The 24,711-nt window shown below is 72.3% G+C and carries 26 protein-coding genes; 11 read left to right on the top strand and 15 right to left on the bottom strand.

What is annotated here, in order from left to right; genetic code table 11:
- The first annotated feature begins 209 nt into the window (after window positions 1-209).
- Window positions 210-1,655 (top strand): MFS transporter, encoded by a 1,446-nt coding sequence (locus KIK09_RS41260; RefSeq protein ID WP_214325095.1) that lies wholly within the window; start codon window positions 210-212, stop codon window positions 1,653-1,655.
- A 446-nt stretch (window positions 1,656-2,101) separates the two neighbouring features.
- Here KIK09_RS41260 and KIK09_RS41255 read toward each other — a convergent pair whose 3' ends face one another.
- The 4 genes from KIK09_RS41255 to KIK09_RS41240 are packed head-to-tail and all read right to left on the bottom strand — an operon-like array spanning window position 2,102 to window position 4,922.
- Complete coding sequence (locus tag KIK09_RS41255; RefSeq protein ID WP_214324939.1) at window positions 2,102-3,181, bottom strand: sensor histidine kinase; 1,080 nt, start codon at window positions 3,179-3,181, stop codon at window positions 2,102-2,104.
- 11 nt (window positions 3,182-3,192) lie between these two features.
- Window positions 3,193-3,390, bottom strand: a complete 198-nt coding sequence (locus KIK09_RS41250; RefSeq protein WP_214324938.1) for a hypothetical protein — start codon at window positions 3,388-3,390, stop codon at window positions 3,193-3,195.
- Window positions 3,391-3,443: 53 nt separating this feature from the next.
- Entirely contained in the window at window positions 3,444-3,863 is a 420-nt protein-coding gene (locus KIK09_RS41245; RefSeq protein WP_214324937.1) for an SRPBCC family protein, read from the bottom strand.
- Window positions 3,864-4,922 carry a winged helix DNA-binding domain-containing protein gene (locus KIK09_RS41240; RefSeq protein WP_308164630.1) on the bottom strand — a complete coding sequence of 353 codons (1,059 nt, stop codon included), beginning with the start codon at window positions 4,920-4,922 and terminating at the stop codon, window positions 3,864-3,866.
- Window positions 4,923-4,946: 24 nt separating this feature from the next.
- Here KIK09_RS41240 and KIK09_RS41235 point away from each other — a divergent pair, with 24 nt between their 5' ends.
- The 3 genes from KIK09_RS41235 to KIK09_RS41225 are packed head-to-tail and all read left to right on the top strand — an operon-like array spanning window position 4,947 to window position 7,273.
- Complete coding sequence (locus KIK09_RS41235) at window positions 4,947-5,282, top strand: YciI family protein (protein ID WP_308164629.1); 336 nt, start codon at window positions 4,947-4,949, stop codon at window positions 5,280-5,282.
- Window positions 5,279-6,460 (top strand): RNA polymerase sigma factor, encoded by a 1,182-nt coding sequence (locus tag KIK09_RS41230; protein WP_214324936.1) that lies wholly within the window; start codon window positions 5,279-5,281, stop codon window positions 6,458-6,460. The genes KIK09_RS41235 and KIK09_RS41230 overlap by 4 nt, the downstream gene beginning before the upstream one ends.
- 39 nt (window positions 6,461-6,499) lie before the next feature.
- Window positions 6,500-7,273 carry an alpha/beta fold hydrolase gene (locus KIK09_RS41225; protein WP_214324935.1) on the top strand — a complete coding sequence of 258 codons (774 nt, stop codon included), beginning with the start codon at window positions 6,500-6,502 and terminating at the stop codon, window positions 7,271-7,273.
- On the opposite strand, the gene KIK09_RS41220 is transcribed toward KIK09_RS41225, so the two are convergent.
- The 7 genes from KIK09_RS41220 to KIK09_RS41190 form a co-directional block, all read right to left on the bottom strand.
- Window positions 7,270-7,656 carry a hypothetical protein gene (locus KIK09_RS41220; RefSeq protein WP_214324934.1) on the bottom strand — a complete coding sequence of 129 codons (387 nt, stop codon included), beginning with the start codon at window positions 7,654-7,656 and terminating at the stop codon, window positions 7,270-7,272. The genes KIK09_RS41225 and KIK09_RS41220 overlap by 4 nt on opposite strands.
- A 2-nt stretch (window positions 7,657-7,658) precedes the next feature.
- On the bottom strand, window positions 7,659-8,177 hold the full coding sequence (locus KIK09_RS41215) for a dihydrofolate reductase family protein (RefSeq protein ID WP_214324933.1): 519 nt from the start codon (window positions 8,175-8,177) through the stop codon (window positions 7,659-7,661).
- A 55-nt stretch (window positions 8,178-8,232) separates the two neighbouring features.
- Window positions 8,233-8,877 (bottom strand): response regulator transcription factor, encoded by a 645-nt coding sequence (locus KIK09_RS41210; RefSeq protein ID WP_214324932.1) that lies wholly within the window; start codon window positions 8,875-8,877, stop codon window positions 8,233-8,235.
- The gene (locus KIK09_RS41205; protein WP_214324931.1) at window positions 8,874-9,962 is read right to left on the bottom strand and encodes a sensor histidine kinase; all 1,089 of its coding nucleotides are present in this window, start codon (window positions 9,960-9,962) and stop codon (window positions 8,874-8,876) included. Before KIK09_RS41205 ends, KIK09_RS41210 begins: the two co-directional genes overlap by 4 nt.
- Before the next feature lie 9 nt (window positions 9,963-9,971).
- Complete coding sequence (locus KIK09_RS41200; RefSeq protein WP_214324930.1) at window positions 9,972-10,580, bottom strand: DedA family protein; 609 nt, start codon at window positions 10,578-10,580, stop codon at window positions 9,972-9,974.
- 80 nt (window positions 10,581-10,660) lie between these two features.
- Window positions 10,661-11,752 carry an SWIM zinc finger family protein gene (locus KIK09_RS41195; RefSeq protein WP_214324929.1) on the bottom strand — a complete coding sequence of 364 codons (1,092 nt, stop codon included), beginning with the start codon at window positions 11,750-11,752 and terminating at the stop codon, window positions 10,661-10,663.
- A complete protein-coding gene (locus KIK09_RS41190; RefSeq protein WP_308164625.1) occupies window positions 11,749-14,394 on the bottom strand; it encodes an SCO1167/SCO6262 family helicase in 2,646 nt (881 codons plus the stop codon). Before KIK09_RS41190 ends, KIK09_RS41195 begins: the two co-directional genes overlap by 4 nt.
- Window positions 14,395-14,477: 83 nt before the next feature.
- Between KIK09_RS41190 and KIK09_RS41185 the strand changes: the two genes are divergently transcribed.
- Window positions 14,478-14,996, top strand: coding sequence for an RNA polymerase sigma factor (locus KIK09_RS41185; protein WP_250574589.1), 519 nt, complete (start codon window positions 14,478-14,480; stop codon window positions 14,994-14,996).
- On the top strand, window positions 14,993-16,174 hold the full coding sequence (locus tag KIK09_RS41180; protein ID WP_214324927.1) for a TolB-like translocation protein: 1,182 nt from the start codon (window positions 14,993-14,995) through the stop codon (window positions 16,172-16,174). The genes KIK09_RS41185 and KIK09_RS41180 overlap by 4 nt, the downstream gene beginning before the upstream one ends.
- Here the strand turns inward: KIK09_RS41180 and KIK09_RS41175 are convergent.
- Together KIK09_RS41175 and KIK09_RS60305 are read right to left on the bottom strand one after the other, a co-directional pair.
- Window positions 16,146-16,994, bottom strand: a complete 849-nt coding sequence (locus KIK09_RS41175; protein WP_214324926.1) for an alpha/beta fold hydrolase — start codon at window positions 16,992-16,994, stop codon at window positions 16,146-16,148. The genes KIK09_RS41180 and KIK09_RS41175 overlap by 29 nt on opposite strands.
- Window positions 16,995-17,017: 23 nt before the next feature.
- On the bottom strand, window positions 17,018-18,064 hold the full coding sequence (locus KIK09_RS60305) for a winged helix-turn-helix transcriptional regulator (protein WP_214324925.1): 1,047 nt from the start codon (window positions 18,062-18,064) through the stop codon (window positions 17,018-17,020).
- A gap of 55 nt (window positions 18,065-18,119) precedes the next feature.
- Here KIK09_RS60305 and KIK09_RS41165 point away from each other — a divergent pair, with 55 nt between their 5' ends.
- Window positions 18,120-19,283 (top strand): thiolase family protein, encoded by a 1,164-nt coding sequence (locus KIK09_RS41165; protein ID WP_214324924.1) that lies wholly within the window; start codon window positions 18,120-18,122, stop codon window positions 19,281-19,283.
- Here the strand turns inward: KIK09_RS41165 and KIK09_RS41160 are convergent.
- Both KIK09_RS41160 and KIK09_RS41155 read right to left on the bottom strand, forming a co-directional pair.
- On the bottom strand, window positions 19,261-20,400 hold the full coding sequence (locus tag KIK09_RS41160) for a sensor histidine kinase (RefSeq protein ID WP_214324923.1): 1,140 nt from the start codon (window positions 20,398-20,400) through the stop codon (window positions 19,261-19,263). The two genes, KIK09_RS41165 and KIK09_RS41160, sit on opposite strands and share 23 nt — an antisense overlap.
- The gene (locus tag KIK09_RS41155; RefSeq protein WP_214324922.1) at window positions 20,397-21,053 is read right to left on the bottom strand and encodes a response regulator transcription factor; all 657 of its coding nucleotides are present in this window, start codon (window positions 21,051-21,053) and stop codon (window positions 20,397-20,399) included. The genes KIK09_RS41160 and KIK09_RS41155 overlap by 4 nt, the downstream gene beginning before the upstream one ends.
- A gap of 110 nt (window positions 21,054-21,163) precedes the next feature.
- Here KIK09_RS41155 and KIK09_RS41150 point away from each other — a divergent pair, with 110 nt between their 5' ends.
- The 4 genes from KIK09_RS41150 to KIK09_RS41135 are packed head-to-tail and all read left to right on the top strand — an operon-like array spanning window position 21,164 to window position 24,558.
- Complete coding sequence (locus tag KIK09_RS41150; RefSeq protein WP_214324921.1) at window positions 21,164-21,646, top strand: hypothetical protein; 483 nt, start codon at window positions 21,164-21,166, stop codon at window positions 21,644-21,646.
- Complete coding sequence (locus tag KIK09_RS41145) at window positions 21,646-22,713, top strand: efflux RND transporter periplasmic adaptor subunit (RefSeq protein WP_214324920.1); 1,068 nt, start codon at window positions 21,646-21,648, stop codon at window positions 22,711-22,713. Before KIK09_RS41150 ends, KIK09_RS41145 begins: the two co-directional genes overlap by 1 nt.
- Complete coding sequence (locus KIK09_RS41140; RefSeq protein WP_214324919.1) at window positions 22,710-23,366, top strand: ABC transporter ATP-binding protein; 657 nt, start codon at window positions 22,710-22,712, stop codon at window positions 23,364-23,366. Before KIK09_RS41145 ends, KIK09_RS41140 begins: the two co-directional genes overlap by 4 nt.
- Window positions 23,359-24,558, top strand: coding sequence for an ABC transporter permease (locus KIK09_RS41135; RefSeq protein WP_214324918.1), 1,200 nt, complete (start codon window positions 23,359-23,361; stop codon window positions 24,556-24,558). The genes KIK09_RS41140 and KIK09_RS41135 overlap by 8 nt, the downstream gene beginning before the upstream one ends.
- The last annotated feature ends 153 nt before the right edge of the window (window positions 24,559-24,711 follow it).

Here is a 24,711-nt window from a genome sequence, read left to right as displayed (position 1 = left end):
GGGCACCAGGGCGGCGAGGATGAGTACGGCGGAGCCCGGCGCCACGTACGGCGGAGACGGGACCGCGTACGGCGGGGACGGAGCGTGGAGCGGGGGTAAGGGCTCGGCTGGGGGTGGGGTGGTGGGCTCGATGGGGCGGAGCTGGGTGGTCGTGCCCCAGGGTGGTGGGGTTTGACTTTGAGCGTGCTCTAATTTCTAGCTTCGCGGGCATGAGTGATTTGAAGGTCGAGGCCGAGCTCAGTCGGCGGCGGCGGTTGCTGGTGCTCGGGATCTGTTGTGCCAGCGTGATCGTCGTGGTGATGGACATCTCCATCGTCAACGTGGCGCTGCCGACGATCCGCCGGGATCTGCACGCCTCGGTGTCGGGCATGCAGTGGACGGTCGACGCGTACACGCTGGTGCTGGCCGGTTTTCTGGTGCTGGCCGGGTCGACCGCCGACCGGGTCGGGCGTCGGCGGGTGTTCCAGGTCGGGCTGGTGGTCTTCGGGGTCGGCTCGCTGTTGTGCGGTCTGGCGCCGAGCATCGGCTGGCTGATCGCCGCGCGTGCGGTGCAGGCCGTTGGAGGCACGATGCTCAACCCGGTGGCGATGGCGATCGTCGCCACCACGTTCCCCGATCCGGCCGAGCGGGCCAGGGCCATCGGGGTGTTCGGCTCGGTGACCGGGCTGTCGCTGGCGCTGGGGCCGATCCTCGGCGGCGCACTGGTGGACGGGTTCGGGTGGCATTCCATTTTCTGGATCAATGTGCCGATCGTGGTCGCCGCGATCGGGTGCACGGCGCTGTTCGTGCCCGAGTCGCGGGCCGCCCGGGCGCGCAGGTTCGATCCAGTGGGTCAGGTCCTGGTGATCGTGGTGCTGAGCTGCGTCGTCTACGCGATCATCGAATCCAGGCGGCTGGGCTGGACTTCTCCGGTCATCCTGGGGTTGCTCGCTGTTGCCGTGCTCGGCGTGGTGGGCATTCTCGGATACGAGCCGCGCCGGGCCGATCCGCTGCTAGAGCTGCGGTTGTTCCGGAGCGTGCCGTTCAGTTCGGCGATCCTGATGGCGTTGTTCGCTTTGTGCGGGTTTGGTGGGTTTCTGTTTGTGACCACCCAGTATCTGCAGGATGTGCGGGGGATGTCGGCGCTTACGGCGGGGCTGTGCCTGTTGCCGGTCGGGGTGCTGATCGTGGTGCTCTCACCGTTCACCGGACGGGTGGTCGGCGGGCGGGGGCCTCGGGTGCCGCTGGTGGTCTCCGGGGGTGCGCTGGCGGTGGGGGGTGGTGCGTCGCTCTGGCTCGGGCCGGTCACGCCGGTGCCTGCCGTACTCGCGGTCTATCTGTTGTTCGGCGTCTTCCTGGGTACGGTCAACCCGCCGATCACCAACACGGCGGTTTCCGGGATGCCTCGTTCGATGGCCGGGGTGGCGACCTCGCTGGCCTCCGCTGGTCGCCAGACCGGCACCACGCTGGGTGTCGCGATCTCCGGCGCGATCGTGGGGCGTGGGGGGACTACTTTCACCGACGCGGCACACGGGGTGTGGTGGATGCTGCTGGGGCTCGGTGTCGGCATCCTCGCCCTTGGGCTTCTCAGCACCGGTCGCTGGGCCTCGCATACCGCCACCCGCGCGGCGTCCCTGTTCGAAGCCCTGGACAGTGGCGCCAAGACTCCAGCCTGAGGCGCGGTGCCCTGGTGCTACCCAATGCCGTACGAGGCGCCGGACTCCGCCGTACGTGGCGCCGGGCTCCGCCGTACTCCTTCTCGCCGACCCGGCGCCTGGGAGGCACCGCGCTCGCGCGGCGCCCCGTACGGCGAAGCTCGCCGCCAACGCCTGGTGCTCCCCGATTCGCCGTACGTGGCGCCGGGCTCCGCCGTACGTGGCGCCGGGCTCCGCCGTACGTGGCGCCGGGCTCCGCCGTACTCCTTCCCGCCGACCCGGCGCCTGAGGGCCCGCGCCGCTCGGGCTTCGCTGCCGCCGCGTCTCGTTGCAGCCCGTCTCGCTGCCTCCAGGGTCGATGCCGCCTGGGCCTTGTTGCCACCCGGGTCGCTGCTGCGTGAGGTGGCGACGGGGTGAGGTTCGGCGGGGCCAGGCGGGAGCTGGACCGAGGACCCTGGGGCAAGGGGTCAGTCGGTGGGTGGGAAGGTGGCGGTGAGTTCGAAGCCGCCGGTGGTGAGGGGGCCGGCGGTGATGTGGCCGCCTGCTTGGGCGAGGCGTTCCGAAAGGCCGCGCAAGCCGCTCCCCCCGGACGCGGCGGGTGCCGCCGTGAGGCCGTTGTCGCGGATCGTCACCGAGGAGCCGGACAGGGAGATCTCCGCGGTGCTGGCTCCCGAGTGGCGGATGATGTTGGTGACCCCTTCGCGCACCACCCACCCCAGCAACGCCTCGGCCTGTGCCGCGAGGGGCGGTCCTGTGCGGCGTACCACCACCGACACCCCGGCTGCGGCCAGCGCCTCCCGCGCCCGGTCGAGCTCGACGGCCAGCCCGCCCGAGCGGTAGCCGGTGACGGCCTCGCGTACCTCGGTGAGCGCCTGCCGTCCCACCGCCTCGATGTCGGCGGCCTGCGCCGCGGCCTGGTCGGGGTGGCGGGCGACCAGGCGGCGTACCGCCTCGGCCTTGACCACGATGACCGACAGGGTGTGCCCGAGCAGGTCGTGCAGGTCGCGGGAGAAGCGCAGCCGTTCCTCGGCCACGGCCGCCTCGGCCAGCCGCTGCCGGGTGTGGCGTACCTCGGCGATGATGGCGTGCAGGTTGAGCACCAGCGCCAGCACCGCGCCCACGCTGAACGTCGACCAGGAGAAGGCCATGACGCCCTGGATGCCGACGCCGTGCCACCAGGTCACCGCCGCCGTCAGCAGGCTGAGCACGGGCAGGCTGATCCGCAGCGGCGGCCCGGTCAGCACGATCCCGATGGCGGCGCCCAGCTGGATGAACATGTAGTGCCAGCCGTCGCCGTAGTGCACGCCGAGCAGCACGACCACCACGGCCATGCCCGCGACAGCCAACCGGCTCCGCCCGGGGTGGGAACCGAAGCGGCTCAGCACGGCCGTCACGTACAGTGCGCAGGCCAGCAGCAGGCCCGTCCACGACAGCCAGGCGGGTTGGAAGGTGCCGTCCACGGTGTCCCAGACGACCCCGGTGATCCCCATGAGGACCAGCAGGATGAGGGCCCTGGGCTCGGGCGGCTCGTAGTTCTGCTCCGACATCGGCGAACAGGCTAGGCGCTGTGCCCGGCGCGGCGGTAGCCGTACACCGCGTAGCAGCAGAACACCGCCAGCCAGCCGAGCAGGATCACGGCCGAGGACGGCCGAGGCGTGCCGCCGAAGACGACCTGCCAGGACAGGTCGGCGTAGCGGTTGGTGGGCGTCCAGGCCGAGATCGCCGAAAGCCAGGGCGGGAAGGCTGAGACGGGCACTCAACGCTAGGAACCGCCCGCCCCGCGGCCCAGATTGGGAAATACCTGGTTGGCTAGGACAAAAGTCCTGCCAGAGTGCGCAGCGACCGGCGGGCCAGGGGCCGCGCGACGGCGCGTACCAGCGGCCACAGCGCGTGCCCGAGCGGGCCGAGCGGCGGTTCGAGCCGCTCGGCCCAGATGATGCGGCTGCCGGCGGGATGGGGCTGGACCCGGATCACGCCCAGGCCACGCACCAGCCGTCCGGTGTGCTCGACCACGAGCACGTGCGGCGGCTCCCACCGGGTGATCGTCATCGTGTCGAGGAACCCGAACGGCCGCAGCCCGGTGTAGGCCTCGACCCGGCCGGGCGCCACCAGGCGGGCGTCGGTCATGAACATCCACTCGCGGTGCCGCGGCCAGTCGGTGACCAGCGCGAACACCCGCTCCGGCGGCGCGGCCACGATCTGCTCCGCGGCGGTGTAGACGTAGCCCATCTAGATCCCCTCGATGTGCGGCTCGCGGCCGGGTTCGGCGAAGGCCAGCAGTGCCGTGGCCTCGGCCTCGATCTCGGCCGCCTGCGAATCGGTGACGGGCTCGAACAGTTCGACGCTCAGGCGGTTCTTGTCGCGCTTCCAGGTGCCGCGCACGAACCCGTCGACCAGAATCGTGCCCAGGACCTGCCCGTTGACGGTGATGACGCGCTTGCGGTGTTCGTCGGTGATGATCCGGGTGCGGTCGGCGTGGCTGAGCAGCAGGTTGTCGAAGGGCGCGAGCAGCCGCACCGGCGCCGCCACGTCCGCGCCCGGCCTGGGCGCCTCGGGCAGGTCGTACAGCCCGCCGTCCAGCTCGATCAGGCGCGGCCGCAGCCGCTCGACGACCTCGCGCAGCCCGGTCAGCCCCGACCAGGCCTGCACGTCGGCCACCGTGGCAGGCCCGAACGCGCGCAGGTAGCGGATCACCACCTCGTCGATCGACGGCTCGGGATGCAGCTCGCGGCCCAGCCACGACTCGGCGGTGGCGTAGGCGGTCTGCCCGGATTTGCCCCATACGGCGCGCGGTGGCACCTGGACCAGCGCGACCAGGCTGCGCATCACCTGCGCCAGGTCGGCCGCCGCCACCTCGGGGAACTGCTCGGCCAGCACCGCGCCCAGCCTGGCCGCGGTCAGCGGGGCGCCGTCCAGCGCCTTCCTGCCGGCCGCCAGGACCTCTTGCCGGTCCACGCCCGCCAGCCGCGGGCCGTACACGGTCTCCAGGTAGCGGGTCAGGATCGGCTGGGTCAGCGGCCGCAACACCAGGCAGTCGGCGGCGCTGACCAGGTGCACGGTGCCGCGCATCAGCACGACGCGCACTACTTCGCGCTCGAGCAGCAGCCGCGACAGCTCGCCGGTGGAGAACCCGGCAAGGCGCGACCACAGGCCGAAATACGGCGGCATCGGCGCCTGCGCCTGCAGTCCCACCAGATGCTCGACAGCCTGTACGGCGGGCATGCGATGCCGCTCGAGCAGCAGTTGCCGCGAAAGGGTGGCCCGGTTGAGCGCCTTCAGATCGATCACGCCTCCCAACAGTAGGCTCAGATCGTGAAATACGTCCTGATGATCCGCTACGACTCCGAAGCTCCGGAACACGTGAGGCGGGCCCAGAACGAGGCGGGATGCGGCGGCTGGGTCGAGGAGATGACCGCCCGCGGCGTGCTGGAGCAGTGCGTGGGCCTGGACCCGAGCGGCGAGGCCACCATGGTCCGGGTGCGCGACGAGGTGCTGATCGCCGACGGGCCGTTCGCCGAGACCAAGGACCAGATCGGCGGCATCAACCTGATCGAGGCCGCGAACCTGGAGGAGGCCGTGCGGATCGCCGCCGAGCACCCTTCGGCCCGCTACGGCATGATCGAGATCAGGCCCGTGTACTCGCCATGACGGCCGAGCTCGAGGCCGCCTACCGCGCCGAATGGGGACAGATCGTCGCCACGCTCATCCGCATGACCGGCGACTGGGACCTGGCAGAGGAGTGCGCCCAGGAGGCCTTCGCCGTCGCGCTCGAACGCTGGCCGCGCGAGGGCGTGCCGCCCAGACCGGGCGCCTGGCTGACCACGACCGCCCGCAACAAGGCCACCGACCGGCTGCGCCGCAGGGCCGTGGGCGCGGCCAAGCTGCGCGAGCTGGCCGAGCCCGCCGAGCAGCCCTACGTCGACGACTTCCCCGACGACCGGCTGCGGCTGATGTTCACCTGCTGCCACCCGGCGCTGTCGTTCGAGGCGCGCATCGCGCTGACGCTGAGCGCCGTGGCCGGGATGAGGACCGAGGAGATCGCCCGCACGTTCCTGGTGCCCGAGCCGACCATGTCGCAGCGCCTGGTCCGGGCCAAGCGCAAGATCCGCCAGGCCCGCATCCCGTTCCGGGTGCCGCCGCCGCACCTGCTGCCCGAGCGGCTGAGGTCGATGCTGGGCGTGCTGTACCTGCTGTTCAACTCCGGCTACACCGCCCACCGGCTGTGCGACGAGGCGATCGGGCTGGCCCGGCTGCTGACGCTGCTGCTGCCCGGCGAGCCCGAGGCGGGCGGCCTGCTCGCGCTGATGCTGCTGCACGACGCGCGCCGCGCCACCCGCGTGGACGCCGACGGCGTGCTGGTCACGCTGGAGGAGCAGGACCGCTCCCGCTGGGACGCCGACCGCATCGCCGAGGGCCTGGCCGTCCTGCACGACAGCCTGAGCCGCGGCGAGCCGGGCCCGTACCTGGTGCAGGCCGCCATCGCCGCCTGCCACGCCGAGGCCGCCACCCCCGCCGACACCGACTGGCCCCAGATCGCGCTGCTGTACGGCAGGTTGTCACACCTGATGCCGTCGCCGGTGGTCGAGCTCAACCGGGCGGTGGCCGTGGCCATGGCCGACGGCCCAGAGGCGGGCCTGGAGCTGGTGGACCGCCTGTCGGACGAGCTGCGGGGCTACTACCTGCTGCCCGCCACGCGGGCTGACCTGCTGCGGCGGCTGGGACGCCGGACGGAGGCGGCCCTCGCCTACCGGCAGGCGCTGGAGCTGGCCACCACCGACGCCGACCGCCGCTACCTCGCCAGAAGGCTGGCGGAAGTTTCCGCATGAGGAGTGTCGGTCTGGCACCCACCCGTTCGTAGGGGGCACATGAACACTCTTACCTCGAAAGACGGCGTCACCATCGCCTACGAGAAGACCGGCTCGGGCCCGGCCGTCATCGTGATCTCGGGCGCGTTCTGCGACCACCACCACGGCACCGGCCTGGCCGAACACCTGGCGGACCGCTTCACCGTCTACACCTACGACCGGCGCGGGCGCGGCCAGAGCTCCGACAGTCCCGACACCGGCCTGGCTCCGGCCGAGCACGAGATCGACGACCTGGACGCGCTCATCGCCGAGGCGGGCGGCTCGGCGATGGCCTTCACCCACTCCTCCGGCGCCCACGTCGCGCTCAAGGCACTGGGCCGCGGCTCGGCCATCACCCGTCTGGTCATGTACGACCCGCCGCTCAACGCCGGCCACCAGGGCAGGACCGAGCCGCCCGAGCTCAAGCAACGGCTGGAGGAGATGCTCGCCGGCGGGCGGCGGGGCGAGGCGGTGGAGACCTTCCAGCGCGAATGGATCGGCCTGCCCGCCGAGGTGGTCGAGCAGGTACGGCACGCGCCCTTCCGGGCCGGGCTGGAGGCGATCGCCGGATCGCTGCCGTACGAGGTGGCCATCGTCGGCACCCACACCGACCTGAGCGCGGTCCACGTGCCCGCGCTCGTGCTGCTGGGCGGCGACAACGCCCCCGTGCTGCACGAGGCCGCGCGAGTGGTGGTCGACGGCGTGGCGGGGGCCAGGTTGCAGGTGCTCGAAGGCCAGAACCATGACCTGGTGCCCGAGGCGGCAGGCCCCGCGGTGGCCGCGTTCCTCGGCTAGGGCTGGAAGGTCTCGCCCGGCTTCAGCGGGCGGAAGCGCAGCGCCGACCACACCTCGTCGATGGCGACCTGGCCGTTGGGACGCAGGCCGTACTCCAGCACGATCGGCCACAGCGTGTCGCGGTTGATGTCGGACCTGCCACCCTTGCGGTAGGCCACCCACAGCACGGCCGGCACGGTGAGCTGGTCGCGGTGCTTGTCCAGGACCGCGTGGGCAGCGGCGGCGTCGTCGGCGAAGACGACGCCGACCGCGGCCTGACCGGGCTCGCCGGTGTAGGCGGCGCCGTCAGGTAGCGGGCCGAGGCGGTCGCGGTGGGCCTCGTCCGCCAACCAGACCGTGGTGCCCGGCTTGATCAGCAGCTTCTCGGCGGTGGTCTTGCCCATCGTCAGGCCTTCCCGTAGGTCAGGTACAGCACGCCCGTGCCGAAGGTCCTGGAGTCGATCAGCCGCAGCGGGACCTGGCCGTAGCCGTCGAACAGCTTCCTACCCTCGCCGACCACGATCGGGTGCACCAGCAGGCGCAGCTCGTCCAGCAGGCCCTCGCTCAGCAGCGACCTGATCAGCGTGGGGCTGCCGGTGATCGACAGCGTCTCGTCACGGTCGGCGCGCAGGTCGTCCAGGCCGAGCACGCTGGTGTTCTGCCAGGAGGGCTCCTTCACCGTGGTGGACACGACGTACTTCTTGGCGCCGTTCATCTTGTCGGCGAACTCGTCGTCCTTCTGGTCCGGCCAGAACGCGGCGAACTCGTCGTAGGTGTGGCGGCCGAGCAGCATCGCGTCCGCCTCGGCCATCTGGTCGGCCACGACCTGGCCCATCTCATCGTTGAAGTACGGGAAGTGCCACTTCTCCGGCGCTTCCACTACGCCGTCCAGGGATATGAACAGACCGGCGACGATCTTCGTCATGGCGCACGCTCCTTCGGTTGCCGTGCCCCCAACCTCTCACCGACAATTATATTTGTCAAGACTCGAGGAACCTCAGCACCGCCAGCACCCTGCGGCTGTAGCCGGTGGTGTGCGACAGGCGCAGCTTGTCGAACAGCGCGTTGACATGCTTTTCCACCGCGCTCTGCGACACGTGCAGCTCCTGGGCGATCGAGGCGTTGGTCATCCCCTGCGCCATGCGTTCGAGCACGTCCCGTTCGCGCGGCGTGAGCGTGGCCAGCGGGTCGACCTGGCTGGTGCGGGCCAGCAGCTGGCGCACCACCTCGGGGTCGAAGGCCGCCCCGCCCGCGCCCACCCGCTCGAGCGCGTCCAGGAAGTCGCCCACCTGCGCCACCCGGTCCTTCAGCAGGTAGCCGACGCCCGCCACGTCACCGCTCATCAGCTCGGTGGCGTACTTCTTCTCCACGTACTGCGACAGCACCAGCACGCACACCCGCGGCCAGCGGCGCCGGATCTCCAGCGCCGCCCGCAGCCCCTCGTCGGTGTGCGTGGGCGGCATCCGCACGTCGACCACCACCACGTCCGGCTGGTCGGCGGCCACCGCGTCCACCAGCGCGTCCGCATCGCCCACCGCGGCGAGCACCTCGTGCTCCTCCTCCTGCAGCAGCCGCACCAGACCCTCCCGCAGCAGCGTGGAGTCCTCGGCCAGCATCACCCTCACGGCGTCTCCGCCTTCTCCGGCAGCCGGGCGGTGATCGTGGTGGGGCCGCCCGCCGGGCTGGCCACCTCGAAACGGCCGTCCAGGGCCGCCACCCGGCGGGCCAGACCCGACAGGCCGCCCCCGGAGGCGACGGCGCCTCCCGCGCCGTCGTCCTCCACACGAACGATGATCATGCTGTCCTCTCGATGGACGTCAACGGTGATACGGGCGGCTCCGGCGTGCTTGGCGGCGTTGGTGACGGCCTCGCTGACGACGAAGTAGGCCACCGTCTCCACCGCCATCGGCAGCCGCTCCGGCGGCACCGACCTGATGTGCACGGGGATGCCGGCGCGCTCGGCCACCCCGGCAAGCGCCTCGCCGAGCCCGAGCGCGTCCAGCGCGCTCGGGTACACCCGCCAGGCCACCTCCCGCAGCTCGGCCAGCGCCTGCTGGGCCTGCTCGTGCGCCTGCTCCAGCAGTTCGGGACGGCCCCTTCTGGCCCTGCCCACCAGCATCGACAGTGCCACCAGGCGCTGCTGGAGCCCGTCGTGCAGGTCGCGTTCGATGCGGCGGCGCTCGGAGTCGACCGCCGCCACGATCCCGGCCCTGCTCTCGGCCAGCTCGGCGATGCGGCGGCGCAGCGCCTCGGTGGGGTCGGGCCCCAGCAGCCGCCTGGCCAGGCGCCGCTCGAGCGCGTGCACCCCGGCCACCCCCGACAGGTCGAGGAACAGCAGCACCAGGCCGAGCAGCCCGAGGTAGAGCACGATCGGCACCGTGGGGGCCATCCCGTCGAAGGCCTCCCCCACGCTCCACGTCCACACGATCCTGACCCCGGTCACGACGCCGATCACCAGCAGGCCGACCACCACGCCGCCCAGGATCCCGACCGGCGCCCGCAGCGCCAGGTAGCGCACCTCCCGCCGGCGCGGCTCCAGCTCGCCGTCCGAGATGCCCAGCCGCCGCGCCTCGAACAACGCCAGCCGTACGGCTGCCGCCCGCACCTTCCGCCGCGTCAGGAACGGCAGCGTCACCAGCAGGAAGACCAGCTCGGCCAGTGCCGTCAGCGCACCGAGCGCCACCACGCCGAGCACCCGAATCCCGGTCACCGAGCCCCCTCAGCGGTGGCGGCCGCGGCGGCGCTCGGTCAGCCGGACCACGACGAAGACCGCCATGGCCAGGGCCACCACCCCGATCACCACGTTCGTCCCTGCCCCCACGTATGCCTCCACCAATGTCCAGTTCTCGCCAAGAAAGTATCCAGCCAGCACGAATGCCGTGTTCCACAGGGCGCTGCCCGCGGTGGTCAGCAGCAGGAACGTCGGCAGCGGCATGCGCTCCACCCCCGCGGGCACCGAGATCAGGCTGCGGAAGATCGGGATCATCCGCCCGAAGAACACCGTCTTGCGGCCGTGCCGCAGGAACCACGCCTCCGTCTTCTCGATGTCGGAGGCCTTGACCAGCGGCAGGCGCGCCGCGATCGCCAGCACCCGTTCGCGCCCCAGCACCGCGCCCACCCAGTACAGCGCGACTGCGCCCACCACCGAGCCGAGCGTGGTCCACACCAGCGCCTCGACCAGGTCCATCCGGCCGCGGGCGGCGGTGAAGCCCGACAGCGGCAGGATCACCTCGCTCGGCAGCGGCGGGAACAGGTTCTCCAGCGCGATCGCCAGGGCCGCGCCAGGAGCGCCCAGCTTGTCCATGAGTTCGACTACCCAGTCCGTCATGCCCACGAGGCTAGGAAGAGCCGACCTGGGCCCGGAATGAGGCGCATCCCCCACTCACCCTGCGGAAAACCACAGGTCGGCTACGAGGCTCCCGGCTTGAAGGCCCACGGGTCGCGCTCGGGCGGACCCGACGGCCACCACTCGCCCTCCCGTTCGGTGAACGGGTACCACCGGCCGTCACGCCCGAAGCGCAGCTGCAGCGCACCGATCGTCCACCGGTTGCGCCACTCCTGCACCTGCGGCGCCTCGCCCTCCCAGGCCTCCGCCAGCAGCGCCCGTGCCCTGGCCAGCTCCTGTCGCGGCGGCGTCCACGCCGACTCCAGCGCCTCGAGCCCGCCGGCGCCGCCGTGGCGCCACGCCTGCACGGCCGCTCCGAGCCCCACCTCCAGGCCGTGCGCGGCGGCCAGCCGTACGCGGTCCTGATACTCGGTCAGTACGGCAAGCCGCCCGTGCACCAGCAGCTCCCGCGCCCGGGCGGCGGCGTCGGCGGCCAGCACGGCCAGGGCGCCCACCTCCACCCCGTCGGCAGGCTCCAGGTCGAGCGGCTGGAAGGCGAACTCGAGCGGCGGCGGCTCGGGCAGCGGCGGCACGCCGAGCGCGTACGCCTCCTCGACCGGCACCCCTTCGGCGGGGGCGTCGCGGGACTGCAGGGCCTCGATCAGGTCGCCGCGGCCGCGGCCGCGCAGCAGCAACAGCACGAACGGGTCGGCGTCCAGCAGCCAGGAGGCCTGGTAGCACAGCGCGGCGGCGTGCTTGCAGGGGTGCCCCCAGTCAGGGCACGAGCAGTCGGGCTCCAGGTCGCCGACCGTGGGCAGCAGCGGCATCCCTGCGTCGGCCAGCGCGTGCGGCACCTCGCCCTCGAGCAGCGCGGCCAGGTGGCCGGTCTGGGAGGCGATCTGGTCCAGGAAGCGGTCCCATTCGGCGTCGGAGAGCTGCTCGACGGTCATCACGGTGTCGTACTCGTTCTCGGTGACGGCGGCCAGCCTGCCGGGGCTGACGGTGATGGGGCCGACCTGTCCGGTCTTGGCGTAGGCGCGGCCCTTGCGCAGCAGGCCCTGGTCGAGCGAGGTGTCCTCGAGGGCCTTGATCCACGAGCGGCCCCACCAGGTGGTGGCGAACGGGGCTCCCGCCCGCTGGGCGGGGAAGGCGGCGAAACCCTTGGCGTCGGTCATCTCAGCTCCACCAGCGCGGCCAGCTCGGTGTCGGTCAGTTCGGTGAGGGCGGCCTCGCCGCCGGCCAGCACGGCCTCGGCCAGGCCGCGTTTGGCGGCCAGCATCTCGGCGATGCGGTCCTCGACGGTGCCCTCGGTGATCAGGCGGTGCACCTGGACGGGCTTGGTCTGTCCGATGCGGTAGGCGCGGTCGGTGGCCTGCTCCTCCACGGCCGGGTTCCACCAGCGGTCGAAGTGGATGACGTGGTCGGCTCTGGTCAGGTTGAGGCCGGTGCCGGCGGCCTTGAGCGACAGCAGGAACACCGGCGCCCGGCCCTCCTGGAAACGGGCGACCATCTCCTCGCGCCTGGCCACCGAGGTGCCGCCGTGCAGCAGCTGGGTGGCCACGCCCCGGCCGGTCAGGTGCTTGTCCAGGAGCCTGGCCATGGTCACGTACTGGGTGAAGACCAGCACGGCGCCGTCCTCGGCGAGGATGGTGTCGACCAGCTCGTCGAGGAGCTCCAGCTTGCCCGAGCGGCCCGCCAGGCGGGGCTCGGCCTCGTGCAGGTACTGGGCGGGATGGTTGCAGATCTGCTTGAGCCCGGTCAGCAGCTTGACGATCAGTCCGCGCCTGGCCATGCCGCGCGCCTCCCTGATCTCCTGCATGATCTCCCTGATGACCGCCTCGTACAGGGTGGCCTGCTCGGTGGTGAGCGCCACGGGCCGGTCGGTCTCGGTCTTGGGCGGCAGCTCGGGCGCGATGCCCGGGTCGGACTTGCGGCGGCGCAGCAGGAACGGCCCCACCAGCCGGGCCAGCCGTTCGGCCGCCTGACCGTCGCCCGACTCGACCGGCCTGGCCCAGCGGGAACGGAAGCGGGGCAGCGACCCCAGCAGGCCGGGGGTGGCCCAGTCGAGGATCGCCCACAGCTCCGACAGGTTGTTCTCCACCGGGGTGCCGGTCAGCGCGACGCGGGCGGCGGCGGGGATCTCGCGCAGCGCCTTGGCGGTGCCCGAGGCCGGGTTCTTGACGTGCTGGGCCTCGTCGGCCACCAGCATTCCCCACGGGTGGCCGCCCAGCCGCTCGGCGTCCAGCCGCATCGTGCCGTAGGTGGTCAGGACGAACCCCTCTTCCGGCAGCTCCCGCTTCGTGCCGTGATAACGCGTGAAAGGCACCCCCGGGGCGAATCTCGCGATCTCGCGCTCCCAGTTGCCCATCAGCGACGCGGGGCAGACCACCAGCGTGGGCCCGGTGCCGCCGCGGTGCAGGTGCAGCGCGATCAGCGTGATCGTCTTGCCCAGGCCCATGTCGTCGGCCAGGCAGGCGCCCAGGCCGAGCGAGGTCATCCTGGCCAGCCAGCGCAGCCCCTGCAGCTGGTAGTCGCGCAAGGTGGCGGCCAGCGCCGGCGGCTGGTCGATCTGCTCGGGCTCGCCCAGCCGGTCGCGCAGCTCCTGCAGCCACGCGCTGGGCGAGACCTCGATCTGCTCGCCCTCGACCTCGACGCTGCCGGTCAGCGCGGCGCCGAGCGCCTCGAGCCCGGTCAGCGGTTTGAGGTCGCGCTGGCGCGCCTTGCGGCCCAGGTCGGGGTCGACCAGCACCCACTGGTCGCGCAGCCGCACCACCGGACGGTGCGCCTCGGCCAGCCGGTCCATCTCGGCCGCCGTCAGCTCCTGCCCGCCCAGCGCGAGTTGCCAGTTGAAGCTGGTCACCTGCTGCCCGCCCAGGAAGGACGGCAGGTCGGAGGGCCGCTCGTCGCGCTGGCCGAGCACCGCCCGGGCGCTCAGGCCGCGCACCAGCGAGCGCGGCCAGTGCACCTCCAGGTCGACGCCTGACAGCAGCTCGGCCACGTCGTCGTCCGAGAGCACCAGCTCGTCGGGCAGCGCGCTCTCCAGCAGCACCTCGAGCCGCGGCCACGCCCGCGCTGCCCGCCGCAGCTCGACCATCGCGTCGATCTTGGCGCGGGCGCCCAGCCCGGCATCGCGCCCGGCCCACAGGTCGGCCGCGTCCACCACGAGCGCCGGGTCGGCGAGGCTGTGCAGCTGGACCACGGCACGGAACTCCTCGTGCGCCGCCCCGTCGCTCTCCACCCGCAGCGACAGCCGTACGCCGGAGTCCAGGCCGGCCGAGACCTGCTGCGCCCAGCCGCGCAGGCGCGGCACCTTCACCGGCCGCATCGCGGCGAAGGCCGTGGTGCCGGTCGCGCGCACCGCGCCGGGCGAGCGCGGCATCGCGTCGGCCACCGCGTCCAGGAAGGCCCGCAGCAGCTTCTCCGCGTCCGGCAGCCGCCCGCTGTCCAGGGGTACGGCTCGCGCCGCGGCGGGCATCGCCTCGGCCAGCTCCCTGATGCGGGCCAGGTCGGCCGCCTCGAACGGGCCCGCCCGCCAGGCGTCGTGGTCACCGGCCGACACCCCGGGCAGGATGCGGCCGCGTGCCACCAGCTGCAGCGCCAGCAGCGCGGCGCCGCCCCAGAAGCGCGCGGCCGGGTGAGCGTCCGCCGCGCCGCGGGCCCTGGCCAGCTCCGCCACGGCGTCGGCGACAGGGACGCGAGTGGCGCTGACCGGCCCGTCGTGCAGGTGCACGGTCTCACCGCCCGCCGGATCCAGCACGATCATCGTGCCTGACCTGGGGGGATCGCCTGGTTCGAAGATGACCGCGTGCTCCTTCACAACCGTACAGTGTACGGTAGAAATCACGAGCATCGACCCAAGAACACATGCAGCGGATCGACGCTACCGCGCGTTCTTCATGCATGAACGGTGAGATGGTCGCTCGCGCCCCCGCGCCGCCCCGAACCGAGGCGGTACTGGCGGGCCTGTATCGCGAGCATCGGCTCGCTCTGGTACGGCTGGCCGTACTGCTCGTGGGCGACCGGGAGAGCGCGGAGGACGTCGTGCAGGACGTCTTCTCCAGACTGCACGGCAAGCGGCCCGAGACGCTCACCCTGACCTACATCCGTGTCTGCGTGCTGAACGGCTCGCGCTCAGTGCTGCGCAGACGCGGCGTCGCCGCCAGGGCCGCGCGGTGGCGGACGGACGAGCCGGTGGACTCCGCGGAGTCGGCCGCGCTGCTCGGCGAGTCGCGGCAGGAGATGCTGGCCGCGCTCGGCCGGTTACCCGCGCGGCAGCGCGAGGTGCTCGTGCTGCGCTACTACCTCGACCTGTCCGACGCCGACATTGCCGAGGTGACAGGCCTCAGGCAGAGCACGGTGCGGTCTACCGCCTCCAGGGCCCTGGAGCGGCTCGAGCGCGAACTGGGAGGCAGGCCATGACCACCATCGAGGACCGGCTCAGGGACGCGATGCGCGCCAAGGCCGAGACCGTGCGCGACGACGGGCGGTCCACGCTGCCGCCCCCGTCGTCCGGGCGGGCGCGCGACTGGTGGGCGCCCGTGGCGGTGGCGGCCGCGATCGTGCTGGTGGTCACGGTCACCGTCGTGGCGACGCGTACGGTCACTCTGCCCGCACCGGCGGTACGGCCGACGCTGTCCAGCGGGACGCTCGCGCCGCCGGTGACTCGGGTGTGGCCGGGTGCGGTGCACGAGATCCCGACCATGGGGCCCGACGGGGGGATGTTCAAACCGGACGTGTTCGTCAGCGACCGGGTGGTGGTGGGGCGAGGGCTCACCCGGAACCGGCTCAGCGGGATCTGGTCCTACGACGTGGACACCCGTCGGTTCACCCGGATCGCGCAGATCCGGGACGTAAGGGTGATGAACGCGCCGCTGGTCTTCGGCGACGGGTACCTGGCGTGGTCGACGTTCCGGGACCGCATGACCGAGATCTGGGCGGTGCCCGTCACCGGCGGCACGCCTCGGCGGCTGGCCTCGATCACCGGCCTGGTCACCAGCGACAACAGCTACGGCGGGATCGACCTGGCAGTGGCCGACGGCATGGCCGTGTGGTCGCCCTACGACGGCGGCGTCTACCGGGTCCCGCTGCGGGGCGGGCAGCCGTCTCTGGTCCAGGGTACGCGGGGCTACTACCTCCTCGACTGGCCATGGGCCGGGTGGCCACCGCAGGACAGGACGCTGGATCACCCGGTCCCGCGCCCCATGGAGCACGTCAGGAACGTCCTCACCGACGAGCGCAGGGACGCCGTCCCTCCCGCCGGGCGAAGCTCCTGGAACGCGTGCGGAGTGACGTGGTGCGTCAACGGCGTCGAGTCCTGGCGGCGCGACGGCACCGGCTTGCATGGACTGCCGGGCACCGCCCAGGGTGACGAGCTGTACTCGGGCCGCTTCATCCTGCTCAACCAGAAGAGCGCCGGTGGCGCGGCGGTCGCCGTGTACGATCTCGCGACCGGACGCACCGGCCAGTTGTTCTCCATTCCGACGCGCCGGGGTGACCAGGCCCCGCCCACGCTGAATGCGGAGGAGGGCATGTTCTGGTATCAGACGGGGCGGGGCACCCAGGTCCTCGTCAACCTGACTGCTGCCGGACGGTCGTGAACTTGCGGACCAGTGCGGACAGGCGTTCGGGCTGGTCCAGGGGAACCAGCGTGTAGCTGTCGTCGATCTCGGCCAGCTCGGCCTGTGGGAGCAGAGCGGCCAGGCGGCGGCCGTGCTCGGGCGGCATGACGCGGTCCTGGCTCGCCCACACGATCAGGGCCGGCCTCTGGAAGGTGGGCAGCCACTCGGACGAGTCGGTGAGGAAGTCCTTTTCCGCGGCGGCCGCGCGGAGCAGTTTGACCGTGTCGCGGCGGATGTCGGGCTGCCGCAGCACGGGCCGCATCCAGCGGGCGGTGGCGGCGTCGCCGCGCCTGGTCAGCCAGCCGAACGCGATCGGCAGGCGCCGTACCAGGCGCAGCCGCATCTGCTGCATGAACGCGCCGAACAGCGCGGGCGGCAGCTTGCCCGTCGCCACCAGCGTCCTGCCGGTCAGGCCCGGCGGGAAGTTGTCGAAGGCGTCGCACGAGATCAGCACGACGCGCGCCACGCGCTCCGATCCGCCCCGCATCACGAGCTGGACCAGGGCGCCGCCGGTGTCGTTGCCGACCAGGGTCACCTCGCGTAGGTCGAGCCGCTCGAGGAACTCCTCCACCAGTTCGGCCAGTCCGGTGAGCGACAGGTCCGCGTCCTGGCGCATCGCCCGGCGGTGGGCGCCCATGGGCAGCGTGGGGGCGACGCAGCGGTGGTCGGCGGCGAGGTCGGCGATCACGTCCCGCCAGAGGGTGGCGTCCATCATCAACCCGTGCAGCAGCACGAGCACCGGGCCCTCGCCGGTGTCCTCGTACTCGATCGTCCCGGCCGACAGCTCGATCGTCTTCATACCTCAGAAGTGAACCACGTGGTTCATACTCTGTCCACGGCCTCCTCGCGTTCCAGGGCGCGGAGGAGGGTTTGGAAGCCCGCCTCGACGGCCTGCTCGTCGCCGCTGGTGAGCAGCTCGACCAGGAGGCCGCGCAGGGTGGCCAGGACGAGCTGGGAGACCTCCAGCTTGCGCTGCTCCGGCCAGCCGGGCGGGCAGAAGGACAGCAGCGTGGGCAGGTACTGGCGGGAGGCCTCGCGGCCGAGCTCGCCGTAGCGGTCCGGGTCGTACATCGCCAGGCCGATGGCCTGGTCGAGCACGCGCAGGCCCGACTCCGGGCGCTCGAGCACGCGCCACACCGCGCGGATCCTGTCGGTCAACGTGCTCCCCGAAGCGGCGGCCAGCGCGTTGCCGATGCGGCGCTCGCGCAGCCGGACGACGGCCTGCCTGAGCAGGTCGTCGGCACCGCCGAAGTGGTAGAGGAGCACCTTGTGCGTGGTCCCCGCGGCGCGGGCGGCCCGCCGTAGCGAGAAGTCCACCAGCCCGTTGGCGGCCAGGTCGTCGGTGACGCGCTCGAGCAGCTCGCGCCGCCTGGCCTCGCCCCGCGCCGATCCCGCCGACCGCCGGAAGGCCGGGCCCGGCGCTTCCGCGCTCTCGGAGACCACGTCGTGATCGTGTTCCCCGTCGACGACGCGCAGGGAACCCCCGGCGACGGTGTGGCCGCAGGAGCGGCAGACGACGGCCGGGTCCAGGATCGAGCCGCAGGAGTGCTCGAAGACCACCGGCGGACGGTCGACCAGGTGCCGGTCGCCCCACTGGCGCAGCACGTGCAGCACGTCGCGCAGCTCCTCGCCCGCCGGCGTCGGGTGGTACTCGAAGCGGCGCCCGCTGTAGGGCACCTTCTCCAGCACCCCGGCCTCCACCAGGTGCTTGAGCCGCGCGGCGAGCACGTCCCTGGGCGCGCCGATGTTGCGTGCCATGTCCTCGAACCTGCGCACGCCGAAGAACACCTCGCGCAGCACCAGCAGCGAGTACTTCTCCCCCACCACGGCCAGCGTGTCCGCGATCGAGCAGGGACGTGGAGTCGTCATGATCTCACCCTAGTGCTAATGTACGTCCAGAATTCAAACTTACTGGAGGGTAGCAATGCGGGACGCTGTCATCGTCGAAGCCGTGCGCACTCCCATCGGCAAGGGCAAGCCCACCGGCGCCCTGCACGGAGTCCATCCGGTCGACCTGCTCGCCCACACCCTGCGTCAGCTGATCGAGCGCGCCGGGGTCGCGCCCGAGCTGGTCGACGACGTCATCGGCGGCTGCGTCGACCAGGTCGCCGAGCAGGCCATGAACACCACCCGCTACGCCTGGCTGGCGGCCGGATTCCCCGACTCGGTGCCCGCGGTCACCGTCGACCGGCAGTGCGGCTCGTCGCAGCAGGCGATCCACTTCGCCGCCCAGGGCGTCATGTCCGGCTCCTACGACCTGGTCGTGGCCTGCGGAGTGGAGTCGATGAGCCGGGTGCCGATGTGGTCCAACGTCCCGGCGGGCGCCGACCCGTTCGGCCCCGGCATGGCGGCGCGCTTCCCCGACGGGCTGGTGCCCCAGGGCATCAGCGCCGAGCTGATCTCGGCCAAGTGGTCACTGTCGCGCGAGCAGATGGACGCCTTCTCGGCCGGCTCGCACGCCAAGGCCGCCGCCGCCGACTTCTCCGCCGAGCTCGCGCCGATCGCCGGCCTCACCCGCGACGAGTCGATCCGGCCCTCGACCACGGTGGAGATCCTGTCAGGCCTGAAGCCCGCCTTCCAGGACCCCGGGTACGGCGAGCGGTTCCCCCAGATCGACTGGTCGGTCACCGCGGGCAACACCAGCCCGACCAACGACGGGGCGGCAGCCGTCCTCATCACCACCAGCGAGGTGGCGGCCAGGCTGGGGCTGCGGCCGCTGGCCCGGCTGCACTCCTTCGCCGTGACCGGGTCCGACCCGCTGCTCATGCTGACCGGGGTCATCCCGGCCACGGAGAAGGTGCTGCGCCGGGCGGGGCTGGAGTTGGGCGACATCGACCTGTTCGAGGTCAACGAGGCTTTCGCCAGCGTGGTGCTGGCCTGGCTGCAGGAGACGGGCGCCGACCCGGCCAAGGTCAACGTCAAGGGCGGCGCCATCGCGCTCGGCCACCCGCTGGGCGCCAGCGGGGCGCGCATCATGACCACCCTGGTCAACGCGCTGCGCGAGCGCGGCGCCCGCTACGGCCTGCAGACCATGTGCGAGGCGGGCGGCCTGGCCAACGCCACCATCATTGAGAACCTGGCAGGGTAACGGTCACCGTGAGGCCGCCGCCGTCGCGCGGATGGGCGTCGGCCTCACCGCCGTGCGCGCGGGCCACCGAGCGCACGATCGACAGCCCCAGTCCGGCCCCTGCGGCGGTCACCAGGCGGTCGCCGCCCAGCCGCCTGAACGGCTCGAACAGCGCCTGCACTTCGTAGGGCGGCACGACGGGCCCGCTGTTGCGCACCTCGACCTCGGCCCGCCCGTCCTGCCGGGTGCGGCTCGACACCTCCACCCAGCCGCCCTCGGCGTTGTGCCGGATGCCGTTCTCGACCAGGTTGTGCACCATCCGCTCGAGCAGCAGCGCGTTGCCCTCCACCGGCGCCTCGTGCGCCGATTCGCGCACCTTGATGCCCGCCCTGTCGGCCTCGAGCTCCAGCTGCACGGTCACGTGGCTCACCACGTCGGCCAGGTCGACCGGCACCCGGTCGGTCAGCGAGTTCTCCGAGCTGGCCAGCAGCAGCAGCCCGCCGATCAGCCGCTCGTGCCGCGAGTTGATCTCCAGCAGGCTCTCGCCCAGCTGTTTGACGTCGTCGGAGGCGCTCCTGCGGTGCATCGCCAGCTCCACCAGCGCCCGCCCGAGGGTGAGTGGCGTACGCAGCTCGTGCGAGGCGTTGGCCACGAAGCGCCGCTGCCCGTCGAAGGAGCGGTCGAGCTGCTCGACCATCGCGTCGAACGCCTCGGCCAGGTCCTTGACCTCGTCGTTGGGCCCGCGCAGCGCGATGCGCTCGTGCAGGCTCCTGTCGGCCGCGGTGGCGATGCGGCGCGCGGTGTCGGTGACCCGGTGCAGCGGCGCGAGCACCCGGCCCGCCACCAGCCAGCCGAACCCGGCCGCGGCTCCGCCCACGACCACCAGCGCGATCCCGCCCTGGGTGAACAGCGAGGTCATCGCTGCCTCCCGCACCCGCGCCTGCTCGTCGAGCATCATTTTCTCGGCGTCGGCCTTGAACGTGACGGCGCTCGACGTCGGGCCGGCGGTCGCCAGGACCTTGTAGCCGCCCAGGCGCTGGCTGAACAGCGCGTAGGTGACCCCGAGCAGCACCAGCCCGGCCACCACGAACAGGCTCCCGTAGATCAGCGTCAACCTGGCGCGCAGCGTGATTCTCATGGGATCCGGTACCCCACGCCCGTCACGGTCTCCACGATCGGCGGCTCTCCCAGCTTGCGTCGCAGTTTCAGTACGGCCAGCCGTACGGCACCCGTGAAGGGGTCGGCGTACTCGTCCCAGGCCTTCTCCAGCAGTTGCTCGGCCGAGACGGCGGCGCCGTCGGCGCGCAGCAGCTCGGTCAGCACCGCGAACTCCTTCTTCGACAGCGGCACGAACCGGCTGTCGCGGAACACCTCCCGCCGGGCGGGATCGAGCGTGATGCCCGACCGACGCAGCACCGGAGGCACGGCCGGGCGCGCCCTGCGGCCCAGCGCCTGGATCCGGGCGGCCAGCTCGGCGAAGGCGAACGGCTTGGTCAGGTAGTCGTCGGCGCCCATCGACAGCCCGGTCACCCGGTCGCCGATCTCGGCCGCCGCCGTCAGCATCAGCACCCGCACCTGCGAACCGGCGGCCACCAGCTCCCTGCACACGTCGTCGCCATGCACCAGCGGCAGGTCCCGGTCCAGCACGACGACGTCGTAGTCGTGAACGCCCAGCCGCTCCAGCGCGGCCTCGCCGTCATGGGCGACGTCGACCGCGTGCGCCTCGTCGCGCAGCCACTCAGCGATCGCCCCGGCCAGGATCGGCTCGTCCTCGGCCACCAGCACCCGCATCCGTCCGCTCCTTCGTCATGATTGCTGCGGACATCGTGGCCGATGACCGCGTTTCCTCCCCGTAAGCCGGAAACAGCGGGGAAACACGCCGTGGCGTTGCATATCGGCCCATGACACGGAAACTGATCGCGGCCCTGCCGCTGCTGCTCGCTCTCGCCCTGACCGGCTGCTCCACCGCCGAGGGCGCCTCCCCCACCGGCCCCGCCTCGGGCAAGCCCAGCCTGAGCAGGGACGAGATGGGCGTGAAGTTCGCCCAGTGCATGCGCGAGCACGGCATCAAGATGGACGACCCGCAACCCGGCAAGGGCATCCAGCTCAAGATGGATGGGAGCGTCCCCAAGGAGACCGTCGACAAGGCCATGGAGGCCTGCCGCCAGTACAGCCCGATGAACGACCAGTCGCCCGCCGACTCGGCCAAGGCGGAGGAGCGCAACCGCAAGTTCGCCGAGTGCATGCGCCAGAACGGCGTGGAGGCCTTCCCCGACCCGCAGCCCGGCCAGAAGGGCGTCATGATCAGCGGTGACGTCGGCAACGACCCCGACTTCAAGTCTGCCCAGGAGAAGTGCCAGGGCGTGCTGTCCGGGGGCAACTGATGGGCCGTGGCAAGATCGCGGCCGTCACCATCGTGACCCTGGCCGCGGCCGGGGCCACCGCCGCCACGCTCGGTCTGCGTGGCGGCAACGCCTCCGGCGAGCAGAAGGCGAGCCACCTGCCGCCCAAGACCGCCGCCGTGTCGCGCCAGACGCTGACCGACGCCAAGAGCGTCGACGGCAGGCTCGGCTACGGTGCCACCACGACCGCCACCAGCCGGCTGCCCGGCACGCTCACCAAGGTGCCGGAGACCGGCGACCGCGTCAGCCGCGGCAAACCGCTCTACGAGGTGGACGGCAAGCCCGTCACCCTGCTGTACGGCAAGGTGCCCGCCTACCGCACGCTCAAGGTCGGCAGCGAGGGGCCTGACGTCGAACAGCTGGAACGCAACCTGAAGGCGCTCGGCTACGACGGCTTCACCGTCGACGACGACTACAGCCAGGCCACCGCCGACGCGGTCAAGGACTGGCAGGACGACCTGGACCTGGACCAGACGGGCACGGTCGAGCTGGGCCGGGTGGTGTTCGCCCCTGGCCCCGTCCGGGTCGACAGCCTGCACGCCGGCCAGGGCGACCCCACGGCGCCCGGGCAGAAGGTGCTCACCTACACCGGCACCACCAAGGCCGTCACCGTGGAGCTGGACACCGTCGACCAGCGCCTGGCCCGCAAGGGCGCCAAGGTCACCGTCACGCTGCCCGACGACACCGAGATCCCCGGCCGCATCCGCGACGTCACCACGCTCATCCAGGCGGGCGCCAACCCGGGCGACGACCCGAAGACCAAGGTCGAGGTGGAGGTCGCGGTCACCGGCAGGAAGGCGCAGAAGGCGGCCGGCGCCTACGTGCTGGCCTCGGTGCAGGTCGCCTTCACCGCCGAACGCCGCAAGGGCGTGCTCACCGTGCCGGTCGCCGCGCTGGTGAGCCTGCCCGGCGGCGGGTTCGGCGTGGAGGTGGTCAGCGGCGGCACCTCGCGGTACGTGCCCGTGAAGACCGGGCTGTTCGCCTCCGGCCAGGTCGAGGTCTCCGGCACGGGGATCAGCGAGGGCACCCAGGTGGGGGTGCCGGCATGATCTCGCTCAAGCACGTCACCAAGGTCTACCCGGGCGTCACCGCGCTGGACGGCGTCTCGCTCACCATCGACAGGAGCGAACTGGTGGCCATCGTCGGCCCCTCGGGGTCGGGCAAGTCGACCATGCTGAACGTGCTCGGCACGCTCGACCGGCCCACCTCGGGGAGCGTGCACATCGACGGGCACGACGTGGCCCGGCTGTCGGACTCGCGGCTGTCGGCGTTGCGCGCCACCCGGATCGGCTTCGTCTTCCAGCACTTCCACCTGGCAGCCGGCGTCAGGGCCCTGGACAACGTCGCCGACGGCCTCCTCTACACCGGGATGCGCGGCAAGGACCGGCGGCGCCGCGCCGCCGACGCGCTCGAACGCGTCGGCCTCGGCCACCGCGTCGACCACCGGCCGGACCAGTTGTCCGGCGGCGAACGGCAGCGGGTGGCGATCGCCCGAGCCGTCGCGGGCGACCCAGCGCTGCTGCTGGCCGACGAGCCCACCGGCGCGCTCGACTCCGCCTCGGGCGCCGGCGTGATGGACCTGCTGCGCAAGCTGCACGCCGCCGGCACCACCGTCGTGATCATCACCCACGACCTGGAGATCGCCGCGTCGCTGCCGCGCCAGGTCCGCATGCGGGACGGCCGGGTGACCGACCATGGCTAACGCGCTGCGCCCGGCCAGGCTCGGGCCGGGCGACGTGGTCAAGGTGGGCGCGACGGGGATGCGCACCCGGCCGATGCGGGCGTTCCTGTCAGCGCTGGGCATCGCGATCGGCATCGCCGCCATGGTCGCGGTCGTCGGCATCTCCTCCTCCTCGGGGGCGGAGCTGGACAGGACGCTCGCCTCGCTGGGCACCAACCTGCTGACCGTCGCGCCGGGCACGACGCTGACCGGGGAGCAGGCGAAGCTACCGCTCGAGGCCGAACCCATGATCGGGCGCATCTCCGGCGTGCGGACCGTTTCGGCCATCGGGCGCCTTCCCGCGGCCAAGGTCTACCGCAACGCCAAGATCCCGATCATCGAGACCAACGGCATCGCCGTCTACGCCGCCCGCGTCAACCTGCCTGCCGCCACCGGGGTCCGCCTGCGCGACGGAGTCTGGCTCAACGACGCCACCGGCAGCTACCCGGCGGTCGTGCTCGGGGCGGCCGCTGCCCAGCGCCTGGGCATCGGCCACGCAGGACCCGACACGCAGGTGCTGGTGGGCGGCGTCTGGTTCACCGTGGTCGGGGTCCTCGAGACCGCGCCGCTGGCGCCCGAACTGGACAGCGCCGCCCTGATCGGCTGGCCGGCCGCGACCTCGGTGCTGGGCTTCGACGGGCACCCGACCATGGTCTACACCCGCTCGGACGACGCGCGCGTGGCGGCGGTGCGCGAGGTGCTCGGCTCGACGGCCAACCCGGAGGCGCCCAACGAGGTGGAGGTGTCGCGGCCCTCCGACGCGCTGGCCGCCAAGCAGGCCGCCGGGGCCGCCTTCACCGGGCTGCTGCTCGGGCTAGGCGTGGTGGCGCTGCTGGTAGGCGGGGTGGGGGTGGCCAACACCATGGTCATCTCGGTGCTCGAACGGCGCGCGGAGATCGGGCTGCGCCGCTCCCTCGGGGCGACGCGCGGCCAGATCCGCACCCAGTTCCTGGCCGAGTCGCTGCTGCTGTCGGCCCTCGGCGGCGCGGGCGGCGTCCTGGTCGGGTCCGCGGTCACCGCCGGGTACGCCTCCTACCAGGGCTGGCCCGTCGTGGTGCCGGTGTGGGCCTTCGCCGGCGGGCTCGGCGCCACCCTCGCCATCGGCGCGCTCGCCGGCCTCTACCCAGCCATCCGCGCCTCTCGCCTCTCCCCTACCGAGGCTCTTCGGGGCTAGACGTCGTACGGCGAGCCGCCGCCACCGGCCGCCCGCCGTACTTCGGTCGCGGGCCCGCGGGCGGCGCTTCCGGCGAGTCGGTGACGGTTTCCCGCCGTCACGGCGCTTCGTCATCCGGGCACCACGGCTGCGGGCCCATGGCCGTGGTGAGCC

The sequence above is a fragment of the Nonomuraea sediminis genome (assembly GCF_018531495.1).
GTDB classification, from domain to species: Bacteria; Actinomycetota; Actinomycetes; order Streptosporangiales; family Streptosporangiaceae; genus Nonomuraea; species Nonomuraea sediminis.
Note: the sequence above shows the minus strand (reverse complement) of the source record. Positions and strands in the feature narration are given on the sequence as shown.

What these genes read in the sequence shown, in the direction of transcription:
- KIK09_RS41180 (WP_214324927.1), top strand. Translation starts at nt 14,993, where the DNA reads ATGACCACCATCGAGGACCGGCTCAGGGACGCGATGCGCGCCAAGGCC.
- KIK09_RS41230 (WP_214324936.1), top strand. Translation starts at nt 5,279, where the DNA reads ATGACGGCCGAGCTCGAGGCCGCCTACCGCGCCGAATGGGGACAGATC.
- KIK09_RS41260 (WP_214325095.1), top strand. Translation starts at nt 210, where the DNA reads ATGAGTGATTTGAAGGTCGAGGCCGAGCTCAGTCGGCGGCGGCGGTTG.
- KIK09_RS60305 (WP_214324925.1), bottom strand. Translation starts at nt 18,064, where the DNA reads ATGACGACTCCACGTCCCTGCTCGATCGCGGACACGCTGGCCGTGGTG.
- KIK09_RS41255 (WP_214324939.1), bottom strand. Translation starts at nt 3,181, where the DNA reads ATGTCGGAGCAGAACTACGAGCCGCCCGAGCCCAGGGCCCTCATCCTG.
- KIK09_RS41140 (WP_214324919.1), top strand. Translation starts at nt 22,710, where the DNA reads ATGATCTCGCTCAAGCACGTCACCAAGGTCTACCCGGGCGTCACCGCG.
- KIK09_RS41150 (WP_214324921.1), top strand. Translation starts at nt 21,164, where the DNA reads ATGACACGGAAACTGATCGCGGCCCTGCCGCTGCTGCTCGCTCTCGCC.
- KIK09_RS41195 (WP_214324929.1), bottom strand. Translation starts at nt 11,752, where the DNA reads ATGACCGACGCCAAGGGTTTCGCCGCCTTCCCCGCCCAGCGGGCGGGA.
- KIK09_RS41185 (WP_250574589.1), top strand. Translation starts at nt 14,478, where the DNA reads ATGAACGGTGAGATGGTCGCTCGCGCCCCCGCGCCGCCCCGAACCGAG.
- KIK09_RS41165 (WP_214324924.1), top strand. Translation starts at nt 18,120, where the DNA reads ATGCGGGACGCTGTCATCGTCGAAGCCGTGCGCACTCCCATCGGCAAG.
- KIK09_RS41155 (WP_214324922.1), bottom strand. Translation starts at nt 21,053, where the DNA reads ATGCGGGTGCTGGTGGCCGAGGACGAGCCGATCCTGGCCGGGGCGATC.
- KIK09_RS41145 (WP_214324920.1), top strand. Translation starts at nt 21,646, where the DNA reads ATGGGCCGTGGCAAGATCGCGGCCGTCACCATCGTGACCCTGGCCGCG.
- KIK09_RS41200 (WP_214324930.1), bottom strand. Translation starts at nt 10,580, where the DNA reads ATGACGGACTGGGTAGTCGAACTCATGGACAAGCTGGGCGCTCCTGGC.
- KIK09_RS41225 (WP_214324935.1), top strand. Translation starts at nt 6,500, where the DNA reads ATGAACACTCTTACCTCGAAAGACGGCGTCACCATCGCCTACGAGAAG.
- KIK09_RS41135 (WP_214324918.1), top strand. Translation starts at nt 23,359, where the DNA reads ATGGCTAACGCGCTGCGCCCGGCCAGGCTCGGGCCGGGCGACGTGGTC.
- KIK09_RS41160 (WP_214324923.1), bottom strand. Translation starts at nt 20,400, where the DNA reads ATGAGAATCACGCTGCGCGCCAGGTTGACGCTGATCTACGGGAGCCTG.
- KIK09_RS41220 (WP_214324934.1), bottom strand. Translation starts at nt 7,656, where the DNA reads ATGGGCAAGACCACCGCCGAGAAGCTGCTGATCAAGCCGGGCACCACG.
- KIK09_RS41215 (WP_214324933.1), bottom strand. Translation starts at nt 8,177, where the DNA reads ATGACGAAGATCGTCGCCGGTCTGTTCATATCCCTGGACGGCGTAGTG.
- KIK09_RS41175 (WP_214324926.1), bottom strand. Translation starts at nt 16,994, where the DNA reads ATGAAGACGATCGAGCTGTCGGCCGGGACGATCGAGTACGAGGACACC.
- KIK09_RS41245 (WP_214324937.1), bottom strand. Translation starts at nt 3,863, where the DNA reads ATGGGCTACGTCTACACCGCCGCGGAGCAGATCGTGGCCGCGCCGCCG.